This window comes from uncultured Demequina sp. (assembly GCF_913055775.1).
Lineage (GTDB): Bacteria > Actinomycetota > Actinomycetes > Actinomycetales > Demequinaceae > Demequina.
Genome location: NZ_CAJXJX010000039.1, coordinates 1 through 21071 on the forward strand (window position 1 = coordinate 1; position 21071 = coordinate 21071).

Consider the following 21071-nt stretch of genomic DNA (forward strand, 5'->3'; position numbering starts at 1 on the left):
GGTGACGTCCTCAAAACCGGCGGTATCGAGCAGGCGGAAGGTCAACTCGGCAATGCGGCCCTCGGCCTCTCGGCGATCGCGGGTGACGCCGGGGGTGTCCTCGACCACGGCGAGGCGCTTGCCGATGATGCGGTTGACCAACGTGGACTTCCCCACGTTCGGACGGCCGATCACCGCCAGGGTGGGCAGTGCCGCCTCCGTCTCGGCCGGCGCCTCACCGGCGAGCGCCGCGAGATCGTCCTCGGTGAGCTCGTACTCCTCGAGTCCGGCCCTCAGCGCGGCCTCGCGCACGGCGTCGAGGCTCTCCTCCGGATCCGACGGCACCTCCATGGGTGCGGGGGCATCGTCGACGCCGCGGTACTCCTGATCGTCGCTCACAGCGTGGCCTCCTTGGTCGCGGATCGCCCGCCGTCGTCGACGGGCAGCTCCAGGTCGGTGGTGGCGAGAGTCGCGTCGACCTGGTCGCGCAGCACCTGGGCGACCGTCTCCTGCGCCCACGCCTGTCGCGCCCGTCCCTTCAGGTCGGCGGGCGGCTCGATCGCCACGGGCTCGCCGAACTCGACGAGGATGTGCCGCCGCGGGCGGGGCCACACGCTGACCGGCTCGCCCGTGTGCCGGGTGCCGACCATCGTCGTCGGGATGACGGGCGCTCCCGACTGCAGAGCGAGCCAGGCCGCTCCGCCATGGACCGCATCGGCCCTGCCTGCTCCCCTGGTGCCCTCGGGGAACATGCCGACCACGTCGCCGCGCAGCAGGACGGCGCGACCGCGCGCAAGCGCGTCGCGGCCCGCCCCCTCGACGGAGATCTGACCGGCGGCGGCGAGGATGCGTCCGAGCGCACCCCGGAACATGTGGTCGCCGATGAGGAAGTGCGAGCCCCGCGGGACGACGCCGTGGAGAACCGGCCCGTCGATGAAGCCGGTGTGGTTCGCCACGATGATCGCGGCACCCGCGCGGGGGACGTTTCGCCGGCCCCGCACCTCCGTGGCCCACAGCCCGCGCGCCAGGACGCGTCCCACCCACCGGGACCATCGCGGGCCCCAGCGGCTCGGCGCCGTCGGACGGCTCACTGAGTGGCCTCTCCGGCCAACGAGACGACCGCGCCGACGGCCTCCTCGATGGTGAGATCGGTGGTGTCGAGCGTGTGGACGCCATCCGCGGCCTCGTGGAAGCTGACCACGGCCGAGTCGCGCCGATCGCGCCCCAGCACCGCCTCGCGAACCGTCCCAGCATCGGCGCCCTCGCCCGCCCGACGCGCGACACGAACGTCGTCGTCGGCGGTCATGAGCACGCGAACGTCCGCCTCCGGAGCGATGACCGTGGTGATGTCGCGCCCCTCGGCGCAGACCCCCCGGCCGTCCGAGTAGCCACCGGCGAGCTCGCCGCGGATCACCTCGCGCTGCATCTCCTGGAGGATCGGGCGCGCCTCGAGGTTCGTGGCGACCTTCGACACCGTCAGTGCCACCGTGTCGGTGCGGATCTGCGCGGACACATCCTCGCCGTCGAGCAGGACGCGCGGAGCGCGCGGGTCCAGGATGAGCTCGACGTTCATGGTCGCGACCATCGCGGCGACGTCGCTGGTGTTGCTCAGGTCCACGCCATCGCGCAGGCACGCGAGCGTGGCGACGCGGTAGGTCGCGCCGGTGTCGAAGTAGGCGAGCCCCAGCCGCAGCGCGACCTCGCGGGACACGGTCGACTTGCCCGTCCCGGCCGGTCCGTCGATGGCGATGACGATTCCACTCATGGTGCGGCGATCTCCCAGTCGTTCTCGGCCAGCGCATGGGCGAGCTCCTGCGCGCGGGCCGGAAGCACGTGCAGCGTGGTGAGACCCACCGGCTGACGCGGCGAGTGCTCGATGGTGATGTCCTCGACGTTGACGCCCACCTGGGCGGCGTCCGTGAGCAAGCGCAGCAGCTGGCCCGGCACATCGGGAACGATGACCGTCACGGGCGTCCACTCGCGCGTGGCGCCGCCGTGCTTGCCGGGGATGCGCGCCACCTCCACGCGCCCGCGCTCGATGAGGTCGGTGACCGCCTCGCCCAGGTCGTCGGCGTCGCGCAGGTCCTCGAGGTCGCCGATGATGTGATCGATCGTGGCCATCAGCGATGGACGGTTGAGGCGAGCGATATCCGCCCACATCTCGGGATCGGAGGCCGCGATGCGCGTGACGTCGCGCAATCCCTGGCCGGCGAGCGCGACATCCTCGGCGGACAGCGGTCCGAGCGCCGCCGCGACCGCGCTCGCCGCGACCTGGGGGGCGTGAGAGACCCGCGCGACCGCGGCGTCGTGCGCCGCCGCGTCCATGGTGACGACGTCGCACTGCAGGGTCTCGGCCACCAGCCGCACCGCGGCGACGGCCTCCCCGTGCGCGCCGTTGGGGCAGATCACCCAGGGACGCGCCTTGAACAGGTCGCCCTGCGCTGCGAGGCCCCCGGAGATCTCGCGCCCGGCCATCGGATGGGAGCCGACGTACCGGACTGCGTTCTCGCAGGCCTCCACCGCCGCGGCGATGGGGGCCTTGACGCTCGCGACGTCGGTGACGGTGGCGTGCTGCCAGCGGTCGAGCGCATCCACGACGACCTGCGGCGCTGCCGCGGGAGGCACCGCGACGATGACGAGCTCGGGTTCGTCGTCGCCCGGCGCGTCGCCCGCGCCGATGGCGCGCGCGAGCGCCTCGGCCTCCGCATGGGCGTCCTCAATCGTGACGTGCCAGCCCTCGGACTTCAGCCCGAGGCCGATGCTCGCGCCGATCAGCCCGGCTCCCACGATATGCGTGCGCGGGGCGGCACCGGGGATCGTCATTGCGCGAGGTCGCGCCGGAGGGCGACCGATTCGTGGAGGTACACGTGCGTGATCTCGGCACGCTCGAGGGCGGTCTCGACGTGCATGAGCACCCGGACCACGAGCGGCAGCGCACCGGGAACGGCCATCTCCTGAGCGCACATGAGGGGCACGGCTCCGAAGCCGAGCTCTCGCGCTGCCGCGGCCGGGAAGTCACTGACGATGTCCGGCGTGCAGGTGAACAGGACGGAGATGACGTCGTCCGGCACCAGGCCGTTGGCGCTCATGAGGGCCTCGACCAGCTCCTGCGTGCGAGCGTGGAGGTGGGTGCGGTCGTCGACGTCGAGCGTGGTGGCACCACGGATGGCTCGGACTGACATGCCCACCATCGTATCGGGGAGCGAGGCCTCAGAGGCCCGCCACCACCATCAGCGCCCCCACCTCCTCGCGCGAGAGCCGTCGCACCTCGCCAGGCTGCAGCGTGCCGAGCGAGATGGGTCCGAAGTCGGTGCGCACGAGGTCCACGACCGGGTGCCCCACCTTGTCGAGCATCCGGCGGACGATGCGGTTGCGGCCCTCGTGGAGTTCGACCCGCACCAGGGAGTGGCCACGGCTCACGTCGAGCACGCGGCAGTCGCTGACGCGCACGGGGCCGTCATCGAGGTCCACGCCTGCGCGCAGCCGCGTGCACAGCGTCGGCTTGGCCTCGCCCTCGACCTTGGCGACGTACACCTTGGGCACGCCGTGCGTGGGGTGAGCGAGCCGGTTGGCAAGCTCGCCATCGTTCGTGAGCAGCAGCACGCCCGTGGTCTCGGCATCGAGTCGCCCCACGTGGAACAGCCGCTCCGGGTAGTCCTTGACGAAGTCGTCGAGCGCGGGCCTCCCATGCGGATCGGACATCGTCGACACCACGCCGCGAGGCTTGTTGAGCACGACAGTCACCTGGCGGTCGTCGACCACGATGCGCTTGCCCTTGACCTCGATGCGCACGGCGTCGGGATCGACGCGGACGCCCAGCTGGGTGACGACCTCGCCGTCCACCTTGACATCGCCGCGCTCGATGAGGACCTCGCACTTGCGGCGCGAACCCACCCCAGCGGCGGCCAGCACCTTCTGGAGTCGCACGCCCTCAGGACGGTGGATCTCGAGATCTCCCATCAGGAGCCCTCCCCGTCCACATCGGCCAGGTCGGGCAGGTACGGCGCGAGCTCAGGAAGCTCGTCCAGCGAGCCCAGGCCCATGCGCTCGAGGAACTCGGTGGTGGTGCCGTACTGCAGGGCGCCGCCGATCTCCCCCACCTCGGTCACGAGGCCGCGCGCGCTCAGCGTCTTCATGACGGAGTCTACGTTCACGCCGCGCACCTGCGACACCTGCCCGCGCGTGACCGGCTGACGGTACGCGACCACGGCGAGGGTCTCGAGGGCCGCCTGCGACAGCCGCGCCGACTGCCCCTCGACCACGAAGGCGCCCACAGCATCGGCGTACAGACGGGACGAATAGACGCGCCAGCGGCCCTCGACCTCGCGCAGCTCGAAGCCGCGCGGCGCATCGGGGTCGGCGTACTCGTCGCGCAGGCGCCCGAGCGTCGCGACCACCTGGGCCTCGGGCACGCCCACGGCGGCGGCGAGATCGGCCGGGGGCACCGGCTCGTCCACCACCATCAGGATCGCCTCGAGCGCTCCCCTGACGTGCACGTCACTCATCTCCACCTGTCTCCTCCGCGGCCACGCCGTCGAACTCGTCGGACACCTCGATGTCCACGTCCGCGTCGCCCGCGGTCCAGCGGACGGTCAACTCCCCGAGCGACCGGATCTGGTCGAAGGCGACGACGGCCTCCTTGAACAATTCAAGCAGGGCCAGGAACCTCGCGACGACCACGCTGGCATGGTCGGCGTCCCGCACCAGCGCGCGGAAGGTCACGACGCGATCGCGCTGGAGCCGCGACGTCAGCAGCGCCGCCTGCTCTCGCACGCTCACCGCCGGCGCGTGCAGGTGGTCGATGTTCACGCCGGCCGGCGCGTGCCGCGGCTCGAGGGCGTGTGCCGCGAGCCGGGCGAGCTGCTCGGGGGTGACCACCCACACGAGCTCGGGCAGGAGCATCGCCAGGTGTGGCTCGAGAGGGACGTCGCGCGGCACGGCGCGCGGCGCCTGCAGCATTGTCTCGAACGAGCGCGCCACCTGCTTGTACGCCCGGTACTGCAGCAGCCGCGCGAACAGCAGGTCGCGCGCCTCGAGCAGCTCGAGGTCCTCCGCGTCCTCGACCTGGCCCTGCGGCAGCAGCCGGGCGGCCTTGAGATCCAGCAGGGTCGCGGCCACGACCAGGAACTCGCTGGCCTGCGACAGATCCCAGTCGGTCTCGTGAGCCGCGATGGTCGCAAGGAACTCATCGGTGACGCGGGCCAGCGCGACCTCCGTGATCTCCAGCTCGTGCTTGGAGATCAGCGACAGGAGCAGGTCGAACGGGCCCTCGAAGTTGTCGAGGTGGACCTCGAAGCCCTGACCGCGCTCCGCGGCCGCAGGCTCGGACGCGACGGACACGCTCAGGCGGCCACGCCGCGGGCCACCAGCTCGCGGGCGAGCGCACGGTACGCCTCCGCGCCCGTGTGCTTGGGGGCGAACGTCGTGATGGGCTCCGCGGCGATGGTCGCGTCAGGGAACTTCACGGTGCGGTGGATGAGGGTCTCCGTCACGGCGTCGCCAAACCTCTCCCGCACGCGCTCCACGACCTCCTGGGCGTGCAGGGTGCGACCGTCGTACATGGTCGGGATGATCGCGTCGATCGTGAGGCGCGGGTTGAGGCGGTCCTGGACCTTGTCGATGGTCTCGACCAGCAGCGCGACGCCGCGCATCGCGAAGTACTCGCACGCGAGCGGGATCACGACGCCGTGCGCAGCGACCAGGGCGTTGACGGTGAGCAGCCCCAGCGACGGCTGGCAGTCGATCAGCACCACGTCGTAGTCGTCGGCGACCTCGCGCAGCCCTCGCGACAGCGTGGACTCGCGCGCCACCTCGCCCACGAGCTGCACCTCCGCTGCGGACAGGTCGATGTTCGCCGGAATGAGGTCCAGTCCCTCGACCTGCGTGCGGCGGATGACGTCGGCGGCCTTCACGCTCGAGCGCATGAGCAGGTCGTAGATGGTCGAGTCGATCTCGTTGGGGTTGACGCCCAGGCCGGCGGATGCGGCTCCTTGGGGATCGAAGTCGACCACGAGCACCCGGCGGCCGTACTCCGCGAGGGCCGCCGCGACGTTGACCGTGGTGGTGGTCTTGCCCACCCCGCCCTTCTGATTGCACAGCGCCACGATGCGGGCCGGGCCGTGTCCGCCGAGGGGCGCGGGGACGGGGAAATCGCTCACGCGCCCACACTACCGCCCCTGGCAGGCGCGTCTTCAGCGGGCGCGCGGATGTGCCGCGATGTAGGCCTCGCGCAGTGCGTCCTGCGTGACGGCCGTGTAGATCTGCGTCGTGGTGACCGACGCGTGGCCCAGCAGCTCCTGCACCACGCGCACATCGGCACCCCCCGCGAGCAGGTGGGTCGCGAACGAGTGACGCAGCGTGTGCGGCGACACCTCCGGCACGCCCGCCCGATCGGCGGCGGCACGCAGGATGGCCCACGCGCTCTGGCGGGACAGGCGGCCGCCCCGCGTGTTGAGAAAGAGCGCCGGGGTGCCGCGGCCCGCGTGTGCGAGCGGCCCGCGCGCCCGGACCAGGTACGCCTCGATGGCCTCCACCGCGTAGCCCCCGACCGGCACGACGCGTTCCTTGCGCCCCTTGCCGCGCAGCAGCACCGATGCTCCGTCGGGGGCGAGCGACACGTCGTCCACGTCCAGACCGATGGCCTCCGAGATGCGCGCGCCCGAGGCGTACACGAGCTCCAGCAGGGCGCGGTCCCGCAGCGGCGCCGGACCGTCGTCGCCCACCTGCTCGAGGATGCGCGCGACGTCATCCGTGGAGATGGCCTTGGGCAGGCGCTGAGGGATGGCCCGAGGCTTCACCTCGTGCGAGGGATCGTCAGCGGTCCACCCTTCTGCCAGTGCGAAGCGATGCCAGCCGCGCACGGCGACCACGGTCCGGGAGGCCGATGCGGGGGCGAGAGCGCGGCCACCGTCGCCGCCGGTGCCGATCGCCTGGGCGAACGCCGAGACGTCCGCGCGGGTGACCTCGCCCAGCGCGTGGCGGTCGCGCGTCTCGAGGAAGTGGGAGTAGCGCGTGAGGTCGCGCCGGTAGGCGGCGACAGTGTGCTCGCTCAACCCTCGCTCGACGGTGACGTGAGCGAGGTAGGCGTCGCGCTCGTCAGCGAGCATGTCAGGCGGTGAAGACCGTGAGGGCGTCCGGGAGGAAGGGGTCGACCAGGATCGCGGCGAACACCACCGACAGGTACGTGATCGAGTCGCGGAAGAGCCGCATCTCCCGCAGCTTGGACTCGCCGCGCTCGGAACGCACGTAGAGCACCACGCAGCCCCGCACGAACCACACACCGGCGGCGAGTGCCACACCGGCGTAGACCCACGTCATCCCCGCGACGGGAACCAGGAGCAGCGTCACGCCAACCATGGCCACGGCGTACGCGATCATCTCGACCGCCACCTTGTTGGTCGACGCCACCACCGGGAGCATCGGGACCTCCGCCGCGGCGTAGTCGCGCTTGAACTTCATCGACAGCGGCCAGTAGTGCGGCGGCGTCCAGAAGAAGATGATGAGGAACAGCAGCACGGGAGTCCACGAGAGGGACTGCGTGACCGACGCCCAGCCGATGAGGACCGGCATGCACCCCGCCGCGCCGCCCCAGACGATGTTCTGGGAGGTGCGGCGCTTGAGAAGCATCGTGTATCCCACGACGTAGCCCAGGATCGCGGCGACGGAAAGGCCCGCGGCGAGCGGAGAGCCGACGACCGCGACGAACCACGCGGTCGACACCACCGCGAGGGTCCAGGCGAACACGAGCGCCCCGCGCTCGCTCACAGCGCCGGTCACGAGCGGCCGGTTCTGCGTGCGATGCATGATGGCGTCGATGTCGCGATCGAGGTACATGTTGAACGCGTTCGCGGACCCCGCCGACAGCGCTCCTCCCACGAGGGTCGCGAGCACGAGCCACCACGCCGGCCAGCCATCCGCGGCGAGGATCATCGTCGGGATCGTCGTCACCAGCAGCAGCTCGATGATGCGCGGCTTGGTGAGCGCGATGTAGCCGCGGACGGTCGCGCCTGCCGATCGCCGCGACGTCGCCGCCGGGGCGGTCGCGGCATGCGCGGCGGGGACGGTCTGCGACATGGGCTCCATCCTACCGTCGGTGAGGGCGCTCCCCTTGCCGCGTCGCCGTGTGGTCGGGCACTCAGGATTGCGCGGCGATGTCGCGGTCCTCACGCGCGCGCAGGCGCCTCCGTGAGTTCTCTCCCGACGTGCCCACGGCGCTCGTCGCGCCGGTAGGCTGGCCGGGAATCCTATGACCGAATCCTTTGGGGAGACTTCTGTGACCGTCAACTGGACCGATGCGGACCGCCGCGCCGTCGACACCCTTCGCGTGCTTGCCGCCGATGCCGTCGAGAAGGTCGGCAACGGGCATCCTGGCACCGCGATCTCGCTTGCGCCCGCCGCCTACCTGCTCTTCCAGGACGTCATGCGCCACGACCCCGCTGACTCGCAGTGGCTGGGCCGCGACCGCTTCGTCCTGTCGGCCGGCCACTCCTCCCTCACGCTGTACCTGCAGCTGTTCGCGTCCGGCTACCAGCTGGGCCTCGACGACCTCAAGGCGCTGCGCACCGAGGGGTCGCTCACTCCCGGCCACCCGGAGTACGGCCACACCGATGGGGTCGAGATCACCACCGGCCCCCTGGGAACGGGCGTCGCGTCCGCGGTCGGCATGGCGATGGCGTCGCGCAAGGAGCGCGGTCTGCTCGACCCTGACGCGGAGCCGGGCACGTCCCCGTTCGACCACTTCGTCTACGTGATCGCCGGGGACGGCTGCCTGCAGGAGGGCGTGTCCTCGGAGGCGTCGAGCATCGCGGGAACCCAGGAGCTGGGCAACCTCATCCTGATCTGGGACGACAACCGGATCTCGATCGAGCACGAGACGGACATCTCCTTCACCGAGGACGTCATGGCCCGCTACGAGGCCTACGGCTGGCACACCCAGCATGTGTCGTGGCTCACCGAGGATGGCTACCAGGAGGACACCCAGTCGCTCCTCGACGCGATCGAGGCCGCCAAGGCCGAGACGGGCAAGCCGTCCCTCATCCGCCTGTCGACGATCATCGGCTGGCCGTCGCCCACGAAGCAGAACACCGGCGGCGTCCACGGCTCCGCGCTCGGCGGCGAGGAGGTCGCGGGTCTCAAGGAGGTCCTCGGCTTCGATCCCGAGCAGTCCTTCGTCGTCGAGCCCGAGATCCTCGACCACATGCAGCAGGTCAAGGACCGCGGGCAGGCGGCGCATTCGGAGTGGAACGCGCAGTTCTCGCGCTGGGAGGCGGAGAACCCCGAGCGCGCGGCACTGCTGACGCGCCTGGTCGCTCGCGACCTTCCCGAGGGCTGGGACGAGTCCCTGCCGTCGTTCGAGGTCGGCACCAAGGTCGCGACCCGTGCCGCATCGGGCAAGGTCCTCGCGGCTCTCGCGCCCGTCCTTCCCGAGCTGTGGGGAGGGTCCGCAGACCTCGCCGGATCGAACAACACCACGATGGCGGGCGAGCCGTCCTTCCTGCCCCCGCGCCGGGCGACCCACTCGTGGCCCGACGCGCAGTGGTACGGCCGCACGCTGCACTTCGGCATTCGCGAGTTCGGCATGGGTGCGATCATGAACGGCATCACCCTGCACGGCCTGACGCGCGTGTACGGCGGCACGTTCCTGGTGTTCTCGGACTACATGCGCGCGTCGGTGCGACTCGCGGCACTCATGCAGATCCCCAGCACGTTCGTCTGGACCCACGACTCCGTCGGTCTGGGCGAGGACGGCCCCACCCACCAGCCCATCGAGCACCTCGCGACCCTGCGGGCGATCCCCGGCCTCGACGTGGTGCGGCCGGCGGACGCGAACGAGACCTCCGCAGCGTGGAAGGCGATCCTCGAGACCACCGACCGCCCGTCCGCGTTGATCCTGTCGCGCCAGGGGCTGCCGGTGCTCGAGGGCACCTCGGCCGAGGGCGTGGACCGCGGCGGCTACGTCATCGCCGGGGCTGACGAGGACGCGGCCGTGGTCCTGATCGCGACCGGCTCGGAGGTCTCCGTCGCTCTCGACGCGCGCGCGAGCCTCGCGGCCGACGGCATCGCGGCCCGCGTGGTGTCGATGCCCTCGCGCGAGCGCTTCGCCCGTCAGGACGCGGAATACCGCGACTCGATCATCCCGCCGGCTCTCAAGGCCCGCGTGTCGATCGAGGCCGGCTCCGCGCTCGGCTGGCGCGAGGTCGTCGGCGACGCGGGACGCTCTGTGTCCATCGACCACTTCGGCGAGTCCGCCGACGGCGCGCTGCTGCTCGCAAAGTACGGCTTCACCGGGGACAACGTCGCCGCCGTCGCCCGCGAGTCGATCGCTGCGGCGCAGTGACATGGTCGTCCGCCTCGTGACAGTCGAGGCATCAGCACAGTGACCCAGGATGGGGCGCGGTCCCCCGTGCCCCATCCCCAGCTCTCGGAGGCCCCGCCCGTGAACAACCCCTTGCGCGATCCCCGCGATCGCCGACTCCCCCGCATCGCCGGATCCTGCGGTCTGGTCATGTTCGGCGTGACGGGCGACCTGGCACGCAAGAAGCTCATGCCGGCCGTCTACGACCTGGCCAATCGCGGCCTGCTGCCTCCCGCGTTCGCGCTCACCGGCTTCGCGCGCCGCGACTGGGAGCGCCAGGACTTCGAGGAGGTCGTCTACGAGTCGGTCAAGAAGCACGCGAGGACGCCCTTCAGGGACGAGACCTGGAAGCAGCTGGCCGAGGGCATCCGCTTCGTGCAGGGCACCTTCGACGACCCGGAGGCCTTCCAGCGCCTGCGCACCACCGTCGAGGAGTTGGACGAGCGCCGCGGCACCGGTGGCAACCACGCCTTCTACCTGTCGATTCCGCCCTCGGCCTTCCCGCAGGTGCTGACTCAGCTGCGCGACTCCGGACTGTCGGACGCTCACGAGGGCGCCTGGCGCCGCGTGGTCATCGAGAAGCCGTTCGGTCACGATCTGCAGTCGGCGAACGCTCTCGACGAGGTCGTCTCCGAGGTCTTCCCGCCCGACTCGGTGTTCCGCATCGACCACTACCTGGGCAAGGAGACCGTCCAGAATCTGCTCGCGCTGCGCTTCGCGAACCAGCTCTTCGAGCCCATCTGGAACAGCCAGTTCGTCGACCACGTGCAGATCACGATGGCCGAGGACATCGGGATCGGCTCGCGCGCGGGTTACTACGACGGCATCGGCCAGGCCCGCGATGTGATCCAGAACCACCTGCTCCAGCTCTTCGCGCTCACCGCGATGGAGGAGCCCGCGACCTTCGACGCGGACGACCTTCGCGACGAGAAGGAGAAGGTGCTGCGCGCCACCAAGCTGCCCGCTGATCTCGATGCGAACACGGCCCGCGGCCAGTACGCCGCCGGCTGGCGTGGTGGCGAGCAGGTCGGCGGCTTCCTCGACGAGGACGGCATCGCTCCCGACTCGATCACCGAGACGTTCGCCGCGATCCGCCTCGACGTGCCCAACCGGCGGTGGGCGGGCACGCCGTTCTACCTGCGGGCAGGCAAGCGCCTGGGCCGCCGCGTCACGGAGATCGCGCTGGTGTTCAAGAAGGCGCCCAGTCCGTACTTCCAGGAGATCGACGGCGCCGAGGTGGGCAACAACGCGCTCGTCATCCGCGTCCAGCCCGACGAGGGCGTCACGCTCAAGTTCGGCTCGAAGGTTCCCGGCACCGGCATGGAGGTCCGCGACGTGACGATGGACTTCGCGTACGGCAACGCGTTCACGGAGACCTCACCCGAGGCGTACGAGCGCCTGATCCTCGATGTGCTTCTCGGCGACCCGCCGCTGTTCCCGCGCCACGAGGAGGTCGCACTGTCGTGGAAGCTGCTCGACCCGATCACGTCCCACTGGGAGCAGCACGGCCGCCCGGAGCAGTATCGGTCGGGCACGTGGGGCCCGGCGTCGGCTGACGCCATGCTCGCCAAGGACGGCCGCGTCTGGAGGCGCCCATGATCATCACCCTGCCCAAGACCACGGTCTCCGAGATCAACAAGGCGCTGGTCAATGCCCGCAAGGAGGGCGGCGTCGTGTCCCTCAGCCGCGTGATGACGCTCGTCATCGACGCGACGGGCGCGGATGCCGATGACGCGATCGAGACGGCGAACGTGGCCTCGCGGGAGCACCCGTGCCGCATCATCGTGCTCGCGCCGGCCGAGCAGGGGCACGACTGCCTCGACGCCGAGCTGCGGGTGGGCGGCGACGCGGGCGCGTCGGAGGTCGTCGTGCTGCGGCCGTCGGGCGCGCAGGTCGCGCACGCCGACACGCTCGTGACTCCCCTGCTGCTCCCCGACGCGCCGATCGTCGCCTGGTGGCCTGCGGGCGTCCCGACGAATGCCGGCGGCACGGGCATCGGCACGATGGCCGTGCGGCGCATCGTCGACTCCAAGGGAGACGCGGAGCCCGGCGAGGTGCTCGCGCGCATGGCTGCCGACTACGTGCCCGGCGACACCGACCTCGCGTGGACGCGTGTGACGCGCTGGCGCGCGCTGCTCGCCTCGGCGCTCGACCAGGTCGAGGACCGTCGTGTCACGTGCGCGAGGCTCCACGGCGACACCGGCAGCCCGTCCATCCTGCTGCTCGGCGCGTGGCTCCAGAACACGCTCGGGTGCGAGATCGAGGACTCGTACGACGACTCCGTCCGCGGCCTGCAGTCGATCACGCTCGTGACGCCGTCCGGCGAGATCGGCATCTCGCGCCCCGATGGCTACAACGCGACGTTGACGCAGCCCGGGCAGCCGTCGCACACGATCGCGCTGCCGCCGCGCTCGCTGGGCGACTGCCTCGCCGAGGAGCTCCGCCGGCTCGACGATGACGCGATCTACGGCGAGGCGCTGGCGCAGTACGCGCGCTCGCGCGACTGATCCCCTGGAAGCCCTGGACGCGTGGAGGCGCCGATGACCGAGACCATCGTCTACGGAGACGCGGCTGCACTCGCGCAGGCCACGGCGGCTCGCCTGCTGCTGCGCATCGGCGACGTGCTCGCGCACCGTGAGCGCGCCGACGTGGTGCTCACGGGAGGCACGGTCGGCACCGCCACGCTCGCGGAAGCCGCCCGTTCTCCGCTCGCGAGCGGCGTCGACTGGACCTCGGTGCACCTGTGGTGGGGAGACGAGCGCTTCGTGGCGATCGGCGACCCCGATCGCAATGAGGGTCAGGCACAGGAAGCACTGCTCTCGTCACTGCCGCTGCCCGAGGAGAACATCCACCGCATGGGTGCTCACGGGCCGTTTGCGACTGCCGAGGACGCGGCGGGGTCCTACGACGCCGAGATCGCCGCGGCGGGCACTCCTGCCTGGGACGTGCTGCTGCTCGGCCTGGGCCCCGACGGACACGTGGCCAGCCTCTTTCCCGGCCACCCGGGCTTCGGCGACGCGGGCGCATCGGCCCTCGCCGTCCACGACTCCCCCAAGCCGCCGCCCACCCGCGTGTCGCTGTCCCTCGCGCAGATCAACCGAGCGCGGGAGGTCTGGCTTCTCGCGGCCGGGGAGGCGAAGGCGAACGTCGCGGCGCGGTGCATCCACGGCGACGCGTCGCTCCCCGGAGCGGCCGTGCACGGCACCGAGCGCACGCTGTGGCTGCTCGACGCCGCCGCAGCGACCAGGATCTGACTGCGTCAGAGACGCGCCTTGACCGTCTCCACGATGGTCGTGATGTCGTAGTCGGCGGGCTTCGAGTAGATCTCGTCGCCGTCGGCGCGGAAGGTGAAGACGCCCTTCTCACCCGGCTTGAGCGTGACGCCCTCGAGCCCCTGTCCGAAGGTGCTCAGCAGGGTCTTCTGGGCTTCGAGCGCCCGGTCAAGGTAGCCGCACGGGACGCAGTACTCGATCTCGATCTGCATGACTCTCCACATCCGGGCGGGCTCGTCCCCGCCACTGAGGACGACACTATCGCCCCACAGATCATTCCCCGACGCCTCCCTGCCGAGCGAAGTGGGCCCATTTCGCTCACCTAGGTGCTTAGACGAGCGAATCGGGCCCACTTCGCTCACCTAGGTGCTTAGACGAGCGAATCGGGCCCATTTCGCTCGCGTAAGGGCTGAGGCGAGTGCGAATCGACCGCCAGGAATGGCGGAGGGCCGATGCGCGGGCTCGCTTCCGGTCGAACGCACGAAAGCCGCCCGTCCCCGGTGCGGGGAGGGCGGCCTTCGGGCACGAGGCGTCAGTCGGCGACGACCACCGTCTCGCGACGAGCACGAAGCTCGGTCAGCGCCTCGTCGAGCAGGGCCTGGCCCTCCTCCTCCGAGCGGCGCTCCTTCACGTAGGCGAGGTGCGTCTTGTACGGCTCGTTGCGCATCGGCTCCGGAGGGTTCTCCGAATCCAGACCCGCGGGGAAGCCGCACTTGGGGCAGTCCCACTCCAGCGGAATCTCGGGAGCGTCCGCCTCGTCGCCCAGCGCGAAGCTCGGCGACGTGACGTGCCCACGAGCACAGTAGTAGTTGACCGTCTGACGCGGCGCGGACTCGCCGCGCTCGTCCTCGCCCATGGGGCCCGCGCCCACGCGCGAGCCTCGAATGGCGTTACCTGCGGCCATGATTTCCCCTCGTCTCAGCCGTCACAGGGCGAAGCGGGAGATGAGACCGAGAAGCACGATCACCATCGCCCACACGATCGCAGTGATCCAGGTGATGCGCGTCAGGTTCCGCTCACCCACGGCCGACGACTGCACGCCGGACGAGAAGCCGCCGCCGAACATGTCGGTGATGCCGCCTCCGCGGCCACGGTGAATCAGCACGAGGCCGATGAGGATGAGGCTGGTGAGCACCAGCAGCACCCACAGAGTGGTCTCGAGAATCTGCACGCTTCTCCTTCAGATCGTTACGAACGCGTACCAGGATACGCGACGGAACCCGCGACGGGGAACGGTTACAGGCCCACCTGGTGGACGCGGAACCGCGCGATCTTCGCAAACTCCTCCGGATCGAGGCTCGCACCGCCCACGAGACCGCCGTCGACGTCCTCCTCGGCCATGAGCTGAGCGATGGATCCCGACTTCACCGAGCCGCCGTACAGGATGCGGATTCCGCCAGCGATCTCGGGGTCGTACAGCTCCGCGAGACGGCCACGGATCGCCGCGCAGACCTCCTGCGCGTCCTGCGGGGTCGCGACCTCGCCCGTGCCGATGGCCCACACGGGCTCGTACGCGATGACGACGTCCTTGGCCTTCTCGGCAGGCAGTCCCTCGAGCGCACCGTCCACCTGGGCCAGCGTGTACTCGACGTGCGTGCCCTCCTTGCGGATGTCCAGGCCCTCGCCCACGCACACGATCGGGACGATGCCCGCCTCGAACGCGGCCTTGGTCTTGGCGGCCACGACCTCATCGGACTCGCCGTGGTACTCACGGCGCTCCGAGTGGCCCACGGCCACGTAGCTGACGCCCAGCTTCGCGAGCTGGGTGCCCGAGACCTCGCCGGTGTAGGCACCCGAGGTGTGCTGCGAGATGTCCTGAGCGCCGTACTTCAGCTCGAGCTGGTCGGCGTCCACGAGCGTCTGCACGGAGCGGATCGAGGTGAAGGATGCGAGCACCGCGACCTCCACGTCCTCGAAGTCGTGCTTGGCGTCGCGAAGGAGCCACGCGAGCTTCTGCACGGTGTGGGTGGCCTCGAGGTGATCGAGATTGAGCTTCCAGTTCCCGGCGATGAGCGGGGTGCGTGCCATGGGTCAGTCCTCCAGTACGGCGAGGCCCGGCAGGACCTTGCCCTCGAGCAGTTCGAGCGACGCGCCGCCGCCCGTGGAAATGTGGGAGAAGCCGGCCTCGTCGAAGCCCAGGCGACGCACGGCAGCAGCCGAGTCGCCTCCGCCGACGACGGAGAAGCCGTCCGAGTCCACCATCGCCTGGGCGACGGCGGCGGTGCCGGGAGCGAACGCCTCGAACTCGAACACGCCCATCGGGCCGTTCCAGACGATGGTCTTCGCGTCGGCGATCTTGGAGGCGAACGCGACGGCCGCCTGGGGGCCGATGTCGAGGCCCATCCAGCCATCCTCGATCGCGTCTGCGGCGACGGTCTTGTGCTCGGCGTCCGCGGCGAACGCCGCCGCGACCTCGATGTCCTCGGGCAGGACGATCTCGACGCCGTTGGCCTCCGCGGTGGCGAGGTAGCCCTTGACCTTGTCGATCTGGTCCTCCTCGAGCAGCGACGAGCCCACGGAGTAGCCCTTGGCGGCGAGGAACGTGAAGACCATGCCGCCGCCGATGAGCAGGCGGTCCGCCTTCGACAGCAGGTTCTCGATGACGAGCAACTTGTCGGAGACCTTGGATCCGCCCAGCACGACCGCGTACGGGCGCTCGGGATCGGTCGTGGCGCGCGAGAGCGACTCGACCTCCTTCTGCACCAACAGACCGGCCGCGGCGGGCAGCTTCTTGGCGACGTCGTAGACCGAGGCCTGCTTGCGGTGCACGACACCGAAGCCGTCGGACACGAACACGTCCGCGAAGGACGCGAGCTGAGCGGCAAGCTCCTCGCGCTCCTCGTCGACCTTGGACGTCTCGCGGGCGTCGTAGCGCACGTTCTCGAGCATCGCGACCTGGCCGGGCTCGAGCGCGGCGACGGTGGCTTCAGCCGATGCGCCCACGAGGTCCTCGGCGAGCGTCACCGGGCGGCCGAGCAGCTCGGCGAGGCGGGCGGCGGCGGGCGCGAGCGAGAACTCGGGCTTGGGCTCGCCACCGGGACGGCCCAGGTGGGCGGTCACGATGACGGCGGCGCCGGCGTCGAGGAGCTTCTGGATCGTGGGCACCGACGCGCGCACGCGGCCGTCGTCGGTGATGGTGGTGCCGTCGAGCGGCACGTTGAGGTCGGAGCGAACCAGCACCTTCTTGCCGGTCAGGTCCCCGAGGGAATCAATGGTCTTCATGGTTCAGTCCTCTTCTTCGTGACATGGCAACGCCCGCACACGCAGCGCGTGCGCGGGCGTTGCCACGATCAAATCCGATGGGTGCAGATCAGAGCTTGTCGCCGACGAACGCGGTCAGCTTGACCAGCGAGGTGGAGTAGCCCCACTCGTTGTCGTACCAGGCGACGATCTTCACCATGTTGCCCGACACCTTGGTGAGCTTCGAGTCGTAGATCGACTGGTTCGGGTCGCCCACGATGTCCGACGAGACGATGTCGTCCTCGACGTAGGACAGCGTGCCGGCCATGGGGCCCTCGGCGGCAGCCTTGACCGCAGCGTTGACCTCCTCGACCGTGACCTCGCGCGACGCCTCGAAGGTGAGGTCCGTGGCGGAGCCGGTGATCGTGGGCACACGCATCGCGAAGCCGTCCAGCTTGCCCTTGAGCTCGGGCAGCACCAGGGCAACGGCCTTGGCGGCACCGGTCGAGGTCGGCACGATGTTCTGCGCGGCCGCGCGAGCACGGCGGAGGTCCTTGTGCGGGCCGTCCTGGATGTTCTGGTCACCCGTGTACGCGTGGATGGTCGTCATCAGACCCTTCTCGATGCCGATGGCGTCGTTCAGGGCCTTGGCGACGGGCGCGAGGCAGTTGGTCGTGCACGACGCGTTCGAGATCACGTGGTGGCTCGCGGGGTCGTAGTCCTCGTGGTTCACGTTGACGACGAAGGTCGCGTCCTCGTTCTTCGCCGGGGCGGAGATGATGACCTTCTTCGCGCCGGCGTCGATGTGGGCCTTCGCCTTGGTCGCGTCCGTGAAGAAGCCGGTCGACTCGATCACGATGTCGGCGCCCAGCTCGGCCCACGGGAGGTTCGCGGGGTCACGCTCGGCGAGGGCGCGGATGGCCTTGCCGTCGACGTAGATGTTCTCGTCGTCGTAGGTGACCTCCTTGGGGAACTTGCCCAGGACGGTGTCGTACTTCAGCAGGTGCGCGAGAGTGTGGTTGTCCGTGAGGTCGTTCACGCCCACGATCTCGAAGTCAGCGCCCTCAGCGAGCGCGGCGCGGAAGAAGTTGCGTCCGATACGGCCGAAGCCGTTGATGCCGACCTTGATGGTCACAGTAGATCTCCTCGACTTGCGCCGGAAGAACCGGCGCGGTTGTGGATGGATGCTTGCGCACCTCGACGTGCGCGGTGAGGCCACGCCGGGGAGCGGGCCACTGCTGTCAGCCTACTACTAACGCCTCGGACGGCGCACAGTACGAAGGTCCTGCTCCGGTGTCAGTCGAGCTCGAGAATCTCGGGGCTGATCCCCGCCTCGGTGTCGGGGATGCCCAACTCCTCGGCCCGCTTGTCCGCCGTCGCCAGGAGGCGACGGATGCGGCCGGCGACGGCATCCTTCGTGAGCTGCGGATCGGCGAGCTTGCCGAGCTCCTCGAGGGACGCCTCCTTGTTCTCGAGGCGCAGCCTGCCCGCCTCGACCAGGTGCTCGGGAACCTCGTCTCCGAGGATCTCGAATGCGCGCTGCACCCTGGCGCCCGCGGCGACCGCCGCCTGCGCACTGCGGCGCAGGTTCGCATCGTCGAAGTTCGCGAGCCGGTTCGCGGTGCCGCGCACCTCGCGGCGCGTGCGCTTGTTCTCCCACTCGATCACGGAGTCGTGGGCACCCAGGCGCGTGAGCAGTGCCGCGATCGCGTCGCCGTCGCGGATGACCACCCGGTCCACCCCCCGCACCTCGCGGGACTTGGCGCTGACGCCGAGACGGCGCGCGGCGCCCACGAGGGCAAGCGCGGCCTCGGGACCCGGCGAGGTCACTTCGAGCGACGACGACCGCCCGGGCTCCGTCAGCGACCCGTGCGCGAGGAAGGCGCCTCGCCAGGCGGCGACGGTGTCCTCGATCGATCCGCCCACCACGTGCGGGGGAAGCCCGCGCACCGGACGGCCCCGATGGTCCAGCAGACCGGTCTGTCGCGCGAGCGACTCGCCCTCCTTGACCACGCGGACCACGTACCGGTTGCCCTTCTTGAGGGCGCCCCCGGACACGACGATGATCTCGCTCACCAGGCCGAAGACCTCGTGGATGAATCCGCGCAGGCGCCGCGCGCTCGCAGCAGTGTCGAGCTCCGCCTCGATCACGATGCGTCCCGAGACGATGTGCAGACCGCCCGCGAAACGGAGGGTCGTCGCCACCTCCGCCTTGCGTGCCGACGTCTTCTCGACGGCGACCCGCGCCAGTTCGTCCTTCACCTGTGCCGTCAGAGCCATGCGCTTATCCTGCCACTGTCGGCTCGATCGCGTTGACGCCCAGGCCATGATCGCGGGCGATGGCCACCAGCGCGCGGCGCAGTCGCGCCGTATCGTGCGCGGCGCGCGTGCGGACCTCGCGCATCGGCGCGACCCTGAGCTCGACGCCCCAGTCTGCGGCCGCCGCGGCGAGACCCCTGTCCTGGGCGTGATCCGCGTCGACCAGGACGCACGCCGGAACGAAGTCGGGCGCGACACGGCGCAGCGCGGCGATGTCGTCCACGCGCGCCATGCCGGCGGTCTCCTCGTCCTCGTGACCCACATTGAGCACCAGGACGGAGCGGTCCGCCGCTCGGATCAAGGCGTCGCGGACCGGATCCACCATGAAATGGGTCAGCACGGACGTGTACCAGCTCCCCGGTCCGAGCACCACGAGGTCCGCCGCATCGATCGCGGCGACGGTCTCGGGCGGCACAGCGGGGTCTGCCGGCGTGAGGCGAAGGTCCTCGACCACCCCGTCGGCGGTCGCCACGGCCACCTGGCCGTGCACCTCGTGAGTGCCGTCCGGCGTCCTCACGGTCGCGGAGACCTGCAGCGGCTCCGACGAGAGCGGCAGCACCCGCCCCTCGGCCTGGAGCAGACGCCCCACCCATTCCAGGCCTGCGACCACATCACCCGTGCGCTCCCACAGCGTCGCGATCAGCAGGTTGCCGAGGGCGTGGCCATCGAGAGGCCCGTCGGTCTCGAAACGGGTCTGCAGCACGTCTCGCCACGTGCGGCCCCACTCATTGCCCGCGCACAGGGCGCTGAGCGCCATCCGCAGGTCACCGGGCGGCACGATCCCCAGCTCGGCGCGCAGGCGCCCCGACGATCCGCCGTCGTCCGCGACGGTGACGATCGCGGTCAGGTGCTCGGTCGTCCCTCGCAGGGCGGTGAGCGTCGCGTACAGCCCGTGGCCGCCGCCGAAGGCCACGATGCGAGGCGCGCGCGTCATCCGCGTTCGCGGTCCCGGTGCGTGATGCGCACGTCATACCCCCGCGACCGGAGCTCGAGCCCGAGCGCCTCAGCCAGCACCACGGAGCGGTGCTTGCCTCCCGTGCATCCCACGCCGATCGTGACTGATGGCTTGTCGTGCGCGCGGTAGTGATGGAGCGCGCCGTCGAGCACCTGCACGTACCCGTCGATGAACTCCTGCGCCCCCTCGGCGCCCAGCACGTGGTCCCTCACCGCCGGGTCCAGCCCGGTCAGCGGCCTGAGCTCGGGAACCCAGTGCGGGTTGTGAAGGAACCGGACGTCGGCGACGTAGTCGGCATCGGCGGGGATGCCGTGCTTGAAGCCGAAGGACTGGACGTTGACGTGCAGCCGAGGGACCTCGTCGGACACGCGCTCCGTGATGACGTCCCGCAGTTGATGGACGTTGAGCTCGGACGTGTCGATCACGTGGTCCGCCCGCTCCCGCACCGCGGCGACCAGGGCGCGCTCGCGCGCGATCCCCTCGAGGATGGTGGCGTCGCGCTGGAGCGGGTGGGGCCGGCGCGCCTCCTCGAAGCGCCGCACGAGCACCTGATCCGAGGCGTCCAGGAACACCAGCCGGACGGGGATGCCGGTCCCCTCGAGGTCCTCGACCACCTCTTCGAGGTCGGCGAAGAACTCCCCACCGCGCACGTCGACCACCGCGGCGAGCCGGCGGCTCGAGTCGCGGGCGATCACCGAGGTCCCCCCGCCCGAAGGCGCGCGGCGCGCCCATGCCGCCATCCCGGCGCGCGCGCGGGGCACGCTCACGATCGTGCCCGACGCGGGACATGCGCTCTACCAACAGGCGCCGGCGGCCTTCGCTGCGGCGGTCGCGGCCGGATACGGGATCGAGCTGGACGTGCAGATCAGTTCCGATGGCGTGCCGGTGGTGTTCCACGATTACCTGCTCGACCGGCTGACCGGGGAGACCGGCCCGGTCCGCGCGCGCAGCGCCGCCGAGCTGGCCGAGATTCCGCTGGCGGGGGGCGGCGAGGCGATCCCGACGCTCGCGG

25 protein-coding genes are annotated in these 21071 nt (G+C 70.6%); 5 read left to right on the top strand and 20 right to left on the bottom strand.

The features are described from left to right. From QZ483_RS05630 to QZ483_RS05680, 11 genes are all read right to left on the bottom strand, one after another. Positions 1-330, bottom strand: a 330-nt coding sequence (locus QZ483_RS05630; protein WP_297082034.1) for a GTPase, incomplete at its 3' end; no start/stop codon positions are given. Positions 331-374: 44 nt separating this feature from the next. Next, on the bottom strand, positions 375-1019 hold the full coding sequence (locus tag QZ483_RS05635) for a 1-acyl-sn-glycerol-3-phosphate acyltransferase (protein WP_297082010.1): 645 nt from the start codon (positions 1017-1019) through the stop codon (positions 375-377). 47 nt (positions 1020-1066) lie between these two features. Further along, complete coding sequence (cmk, locus tag QZ483_RS05640; RefSeq protein WP_297082011.1) at positions 1067-1744, bottom strand: (d)CMP kinase; 678 nt, start codon at positions 1742-1744, stop codon at positions 1067-1069. Beyond that, positions 1741-2802 carry a prephenate dehydrogenase gene (locus tag QZ483_RS05645; RefSeq protein ID WP_297082012.1) on the bottom strand — a complete coding sequence of 354 codons (1062 nt, stop codon included), beginning with the start codon at positions 2800-2802 and terminating at the stop codon, positions 1741-1743. Before QZ483_RS05645 ends, cmk begins: the two co-directional genes overlap by 4 nt. Then, a complete protein-coding gene (gene aroH / locus QZ483_RS05650) occupies positions 2799-3161 on the bottom strand; it encodes a chorismate mutase (RefSeq protein ID WP_297082013.1) in 363 nt (120 codons plus the stop codon). Before aroH ends, QZ483_RS05645 begins: the two co-directional genes overlap by 4 nt. A gap of 28 nt (positions 3162-3189) precedes the next feature. Beyond that, positions 3190-3939: a pseudouridine synthase gene (locus QZ483_RS05655; protein WP_297082014.1), complete on the bottom strand. Its 750-nt coding sequence runs from the start codon at positions 3937-3939 to the stop codon at positions 3190-3192. After that, complete coding sequence (gene scpB, locus QZ483_RS05660; RefSeq protein ID WP_297082015.1) at positions 3939-4484, bottom strand: SMC-Scp complex subunit ScpB; 546 nt, start codon at positions 4482-4484, stop codon at positions 3939-3941. Before scpB ends, QZ483_RS05655 begins: the two co-directional genes overlap by 1 nt. After that, the gene (locus tag QZ483_RS05665) at positions 4477-5319 is read right to left on the bottom strand and encodes a ScpA family protein (protein WP_297082016.1); all 843 of its coding nucleotides are present in this window, start codon (positions 5317-5319) and stop codon (positions 4477-4479) included. The genes scpB and QZ483_RS05665 overlap by 8 nt, the downstream gene beginning before the upstream one ends. Positions 5320-5321: 2 nt before the next feature. Continuing rightward, entirely contained in the window at positions 5322-6137 is an 816-nt protein-coding gene (locus tag QZ483_RS05670; RefSeq protein ID WP_297082017.1) for a ParA family protein, read from the bottom strand. A gap of 33 nt (positions 6138-6170) precedes the next feature. Further along, a complete protein-coding gene (locus QZ483_RS05675; protein WP_297082018.1) occupies positions 6171-7085 on the bottom strand; it encodes a site-specific tyrosine recombinase XerD in 915 nt (304 codons plus the stop codon). Between the two features lies 1 nt (position 7086). Continuing rightward, positions 7087-8052: a heme o synthase gene (locus QZ483_RS05680; RefSeq protein ID WP_297082019.1), complete on the bottom strand. Its 966-nt coding sequence runs from the start codon at positions 8050-8052 to the stop codon at positions 7087-7089. Positions 8053-8224: 172 nt separating this feature from the next. Here QZ483_RS05680 and tkt point away from each other — a divergent pair, with 172 nt between their 5' ends. The 4 genes from tkt to pgl all read left to right on the top strand — a co-directional run bounded on the left by tkt (position 8225) and on the right by pgl (position 13587). Further along, positions 8225-10315, top strand: a complete 2091-nt coding sequence (gene tkt / locus QZ483_RS05685) for a transketolase (protein WP_297082020.1) — start codon at positions 8225-8227, stop codon at positions 10313-10315. A 168-nt stretch (positions 10316-10483) separates the two neighbouring features. After that, positions 10484-11932, top strand: coding sequence for a glucose-6-phosphate dehydrogenase (gene zwf, locus QZ483_RS05690; protein ID WP_297082021.1), 1449 nt, complete (start codon positions 10484-10486; stop codon positions 11930-11932). Beyond that, on the top strand, positions 11929-12840 hold the full coding sequence (locus QZ483_RS05695) for a glucose-6-phosphate dehydrogenase assembly protein OpcA (protein WP_297082022.1): 912 nt from the start codon (positions 11929-11931) through the stop codon (positions 12838-12840). The genes zwf and QZ483_RS05695 overlap by 4 nt, the downstream gene beginning before the upstream one ends. A gap of 33 nt (positions 12841-12873) precedes the next feature. Beyond that, positions 12874-13587, top strand: coding sequence for a 6-phosphogluconolactonase (pgl, locus tag QZ483_RS05700; RefSeq protein ID WP_297082023.1), 714 nt, complete (start codon positions 12874-12876; stop codon positions 13585-13587). Positions 13588-13592: 5 nt separating this feature from the next. Here pgl and QZ483_RS05705 read toward each other — a convergent pair whose 3' ends face one another. The 9 genes from QZ483_RS05705 to rapZ form a co-directional block, all read right to left on the bottom strand. After that, the gene (locus tag QZ483_RS05705) at positions 13593-13817 is read right to left on the bottom strand and encodes an Rdx family protein (protein WP_297082024.1); all 225 of its coding nucleotides are present in this window, start codon (positions 13815-13817) and stop codon (positions 13593-13595) included. Between the two features lie 320 nt (positions 13818-14137). Then, positions 14138-14509, bottom strand: coding sequence for an RNA polymerase-binding protein RbpA (locus QZ483_RS05710; RefSeq protein WP_297082025.1), 372 nt, complete (start codon positions 14507-14509; stop codon positions 14138-14140). A gap of 21 nt (positions 14510-14530) precedes the next feature. After that, positions 14531-14776 carry a preprotein translocase subunit SecG gene (gene secG / locus QZ483_RS05715; RefSeq protein ID WP_297082026.1) on the bottom strand — a complete coding sequence of 82 codons (246 nt, stop codon included), beginning with the start codon at positions 14774-14776 and terminating at the stop codon, positions 14531-14533. Positions 14777-14841: 65 nt separating this feature from the next. Then, positions 14842-15633 carry a triose-phosphate isomerase gene (gene tpiA / locus QZ483_RS05720; protein WP_297082027.1) on the bottom strand — a complete coding sequence of 264 codons (792 nt, stop codon included), beginning with the start codon at positions 15631-15633 and terminating at the stop codon, positions 14842-14844. A gap of 3 nt (positions 15634-15636) precedes the next feature. Then, the gene (gene pgk / locus QZ483_RS05725) at positions 15637-16827 is read right to left on the bottom strand and encodes a phosphoglycerate kinase (RefSeq protein WP_297082028.1); all 1191 of its coding nucleotides are present in this window, start codon (positions 16825-16827) and stop codon (positions 15637-15639) included. Positions 16828-16915: 88 nt separating this feature from the next. Continuing rightward, on the bottom strand, positions 16916-17920 hold the full coding sequence (gene gap, locus QZ483_RS05730; protein ID WP_297082029.1) for a type I glyceraldehyde-3-phosphate dehydrogenase: 1005 nt from the start codon (positions 17918-17920) through the stop codon (positions 16916-16918). Between the two features lie 161 nt (positions 17921-18081). Continuing rightward, the gene (whiA, locus tag QZ483_RS05735) at positions 18082-19065 is read right to left on the bottom strand and encodes a DNA-binding protein WhiA (RefSeq protein ID WP_297082030.1); all 984 of its coding nucleotides are present in this window, start codon (positions 19063-19065) and stop codon (positions 18082-18084) included. Positions 19066-19069: 4 nt separating this feature from the next. Beyond that, entirely contained in the window at positions 19070-20038 is a 969-nt protein-coding gene (gene yvcK, locus QZ483_RS05740; protein WP_297082031.1) for a uridine diphosphate-N-acetylglucosamine-binding protein YvcK, read from the bottom strand. After that, complete coding sequence (gene rapZ / locus QZ483_RS05745; protein WP_297082032.1) at positions 20035-20820, bottom strand: RNase adapter RapZ; 786 nt, start codon at positions 20818-20820, stop codon at positions 20035-20037. The genes yvcK and rapZ overlap by 4 nt, the downstream gene beginning before the upstream one ends. A gap of 10 nt (positions 20821-20830) precedes the next feature. On the opposite strand from rapZ, the gene QZ483_RS05750 reads away from it, so the two are divergent. Continuing rightward, the coding region (locus QZ483_RS05750; RefSeq protein ID WP_297082033.1) for a glycerophosphodiester phosphodiesterase family protein at positions 20831-21071 on the top strand (241 nt) is incomplete at its 3' end.

Bases quoted from the DNA above. Each gene is read 5' to 3' on its own strand.
- QZ483_RS05710 (WP_297082025.1), bottom strand. From the start codon at position 14,509: ATGGCCGCAGGTAACGCCATTCGAGGCTCGCGCGTGGGCGCGGGCCCC.
- whiA (WP_297082030.1), bottom strand. From the start codon at position 19,065: ATGGCTCTGACGGCACAGGTGAAGGACGAACTGGCGCGGGTCGCCGTC.
- QZ483_RS05645 (WP_297082012.1), bottom strand. From the start codon at position 2,802: ATGACGATCCCCGGTGCCGCCCCGCGCACGCATATCGTGGGAGCCGGG.
- tkt (WP_297082020.1), top strand. From the start codon at position 8,225: ATGACCGAATCCTTTGGGGAGACTTCTGTGACCGTCAACTGGACCGAT.
- QZ483_RS05655 (WP_297082014.1), bottom strand. From the start codon at position 3,939: ATGGGAGATCTCGAGATCCACCGTCCTGAGGGCGTGCGACTCCAGAAG.
- QZ483_RS05680 (WP_297082019.1), bottom strand. From the start codon at position 8,052: ATGTCGCAGACCGTCCCCGCCGCGCATGCCGCGACCGCCCCGGCGGCG.
- QZ483_RS05705 (WP_297082024.1), bottom strand. From the start codon at position 13,817: ATGCAGATCGAGATCGAGTACTGCGTCCCGTGCGGCTACCTTGACCGG.
- yvcK (WP_297082031.1), bottom strand. From the start codon at position 20,038: ATGACGCGCGCGCCTCGCATCGTGGCCTTCGGCGGCGGCCACGGGCTG.
- tpiA (WP_297082027.1), bottom strand. From the start codon at position 15,633: ATGGCACGCACCCCGCTCATCGCCGGGAACTGGAAGCTCAATCTCGAT.
- zwf (WP_297082021.1), top strand. From the start codon at position 10,484: ATGTTCGGCGTGACGGGCGACCTGGCACGCAAGAAGCTCATGCCGGCC.
- pgk (WP_297082028.1), bottom strand. From the start codon at position 16,827: ATGAAGACCATTGATTCCCTCGGGGACCTGACCGGCAAGAAGGTGCTG.
- QZ483_RS05695 (WP_297082022.1), top strand. From the start codon at position 11,929: ATGATCATCACCCTGCCCAAGACCACGGTCTCCGAGATCAACAAGGCG.
- QZ483_RS05675 (WP_297082018.1), bottom strand. From the start codon at position 7,085: ATGCTCGCTGACGAGCGCGACGCCTACCTCGCTCACGTCACCGTCGAG.
- scpB (WP_297082015.1), bottom strand. From the start codon at position 4,484: ATGAGTGACGTGCACGTCAGGGGAGCGCTCGAGGCGATCCTGATGGTG.
- pgl (WP_297082023.1), top strand. From the start codon at position 12,874: ATGACCGAGACCATCGTCTACGGAGACGCGGCTGCACTCGCGCAGGCC.
- cmk (WP_297082011.1), bottom strand. From the start codon at position 1,744: ATGAGTGGAATCGTCATCGCCATCGACGGACCGGCCGGGACGGGCAAG.
- aroH (WP_297082013.1), bottom strand. From the start codon at position 3,161: ATGTCAGTCCGAGCCATCCGTGGTGCCACCACGCTCGACGTCGACGAC.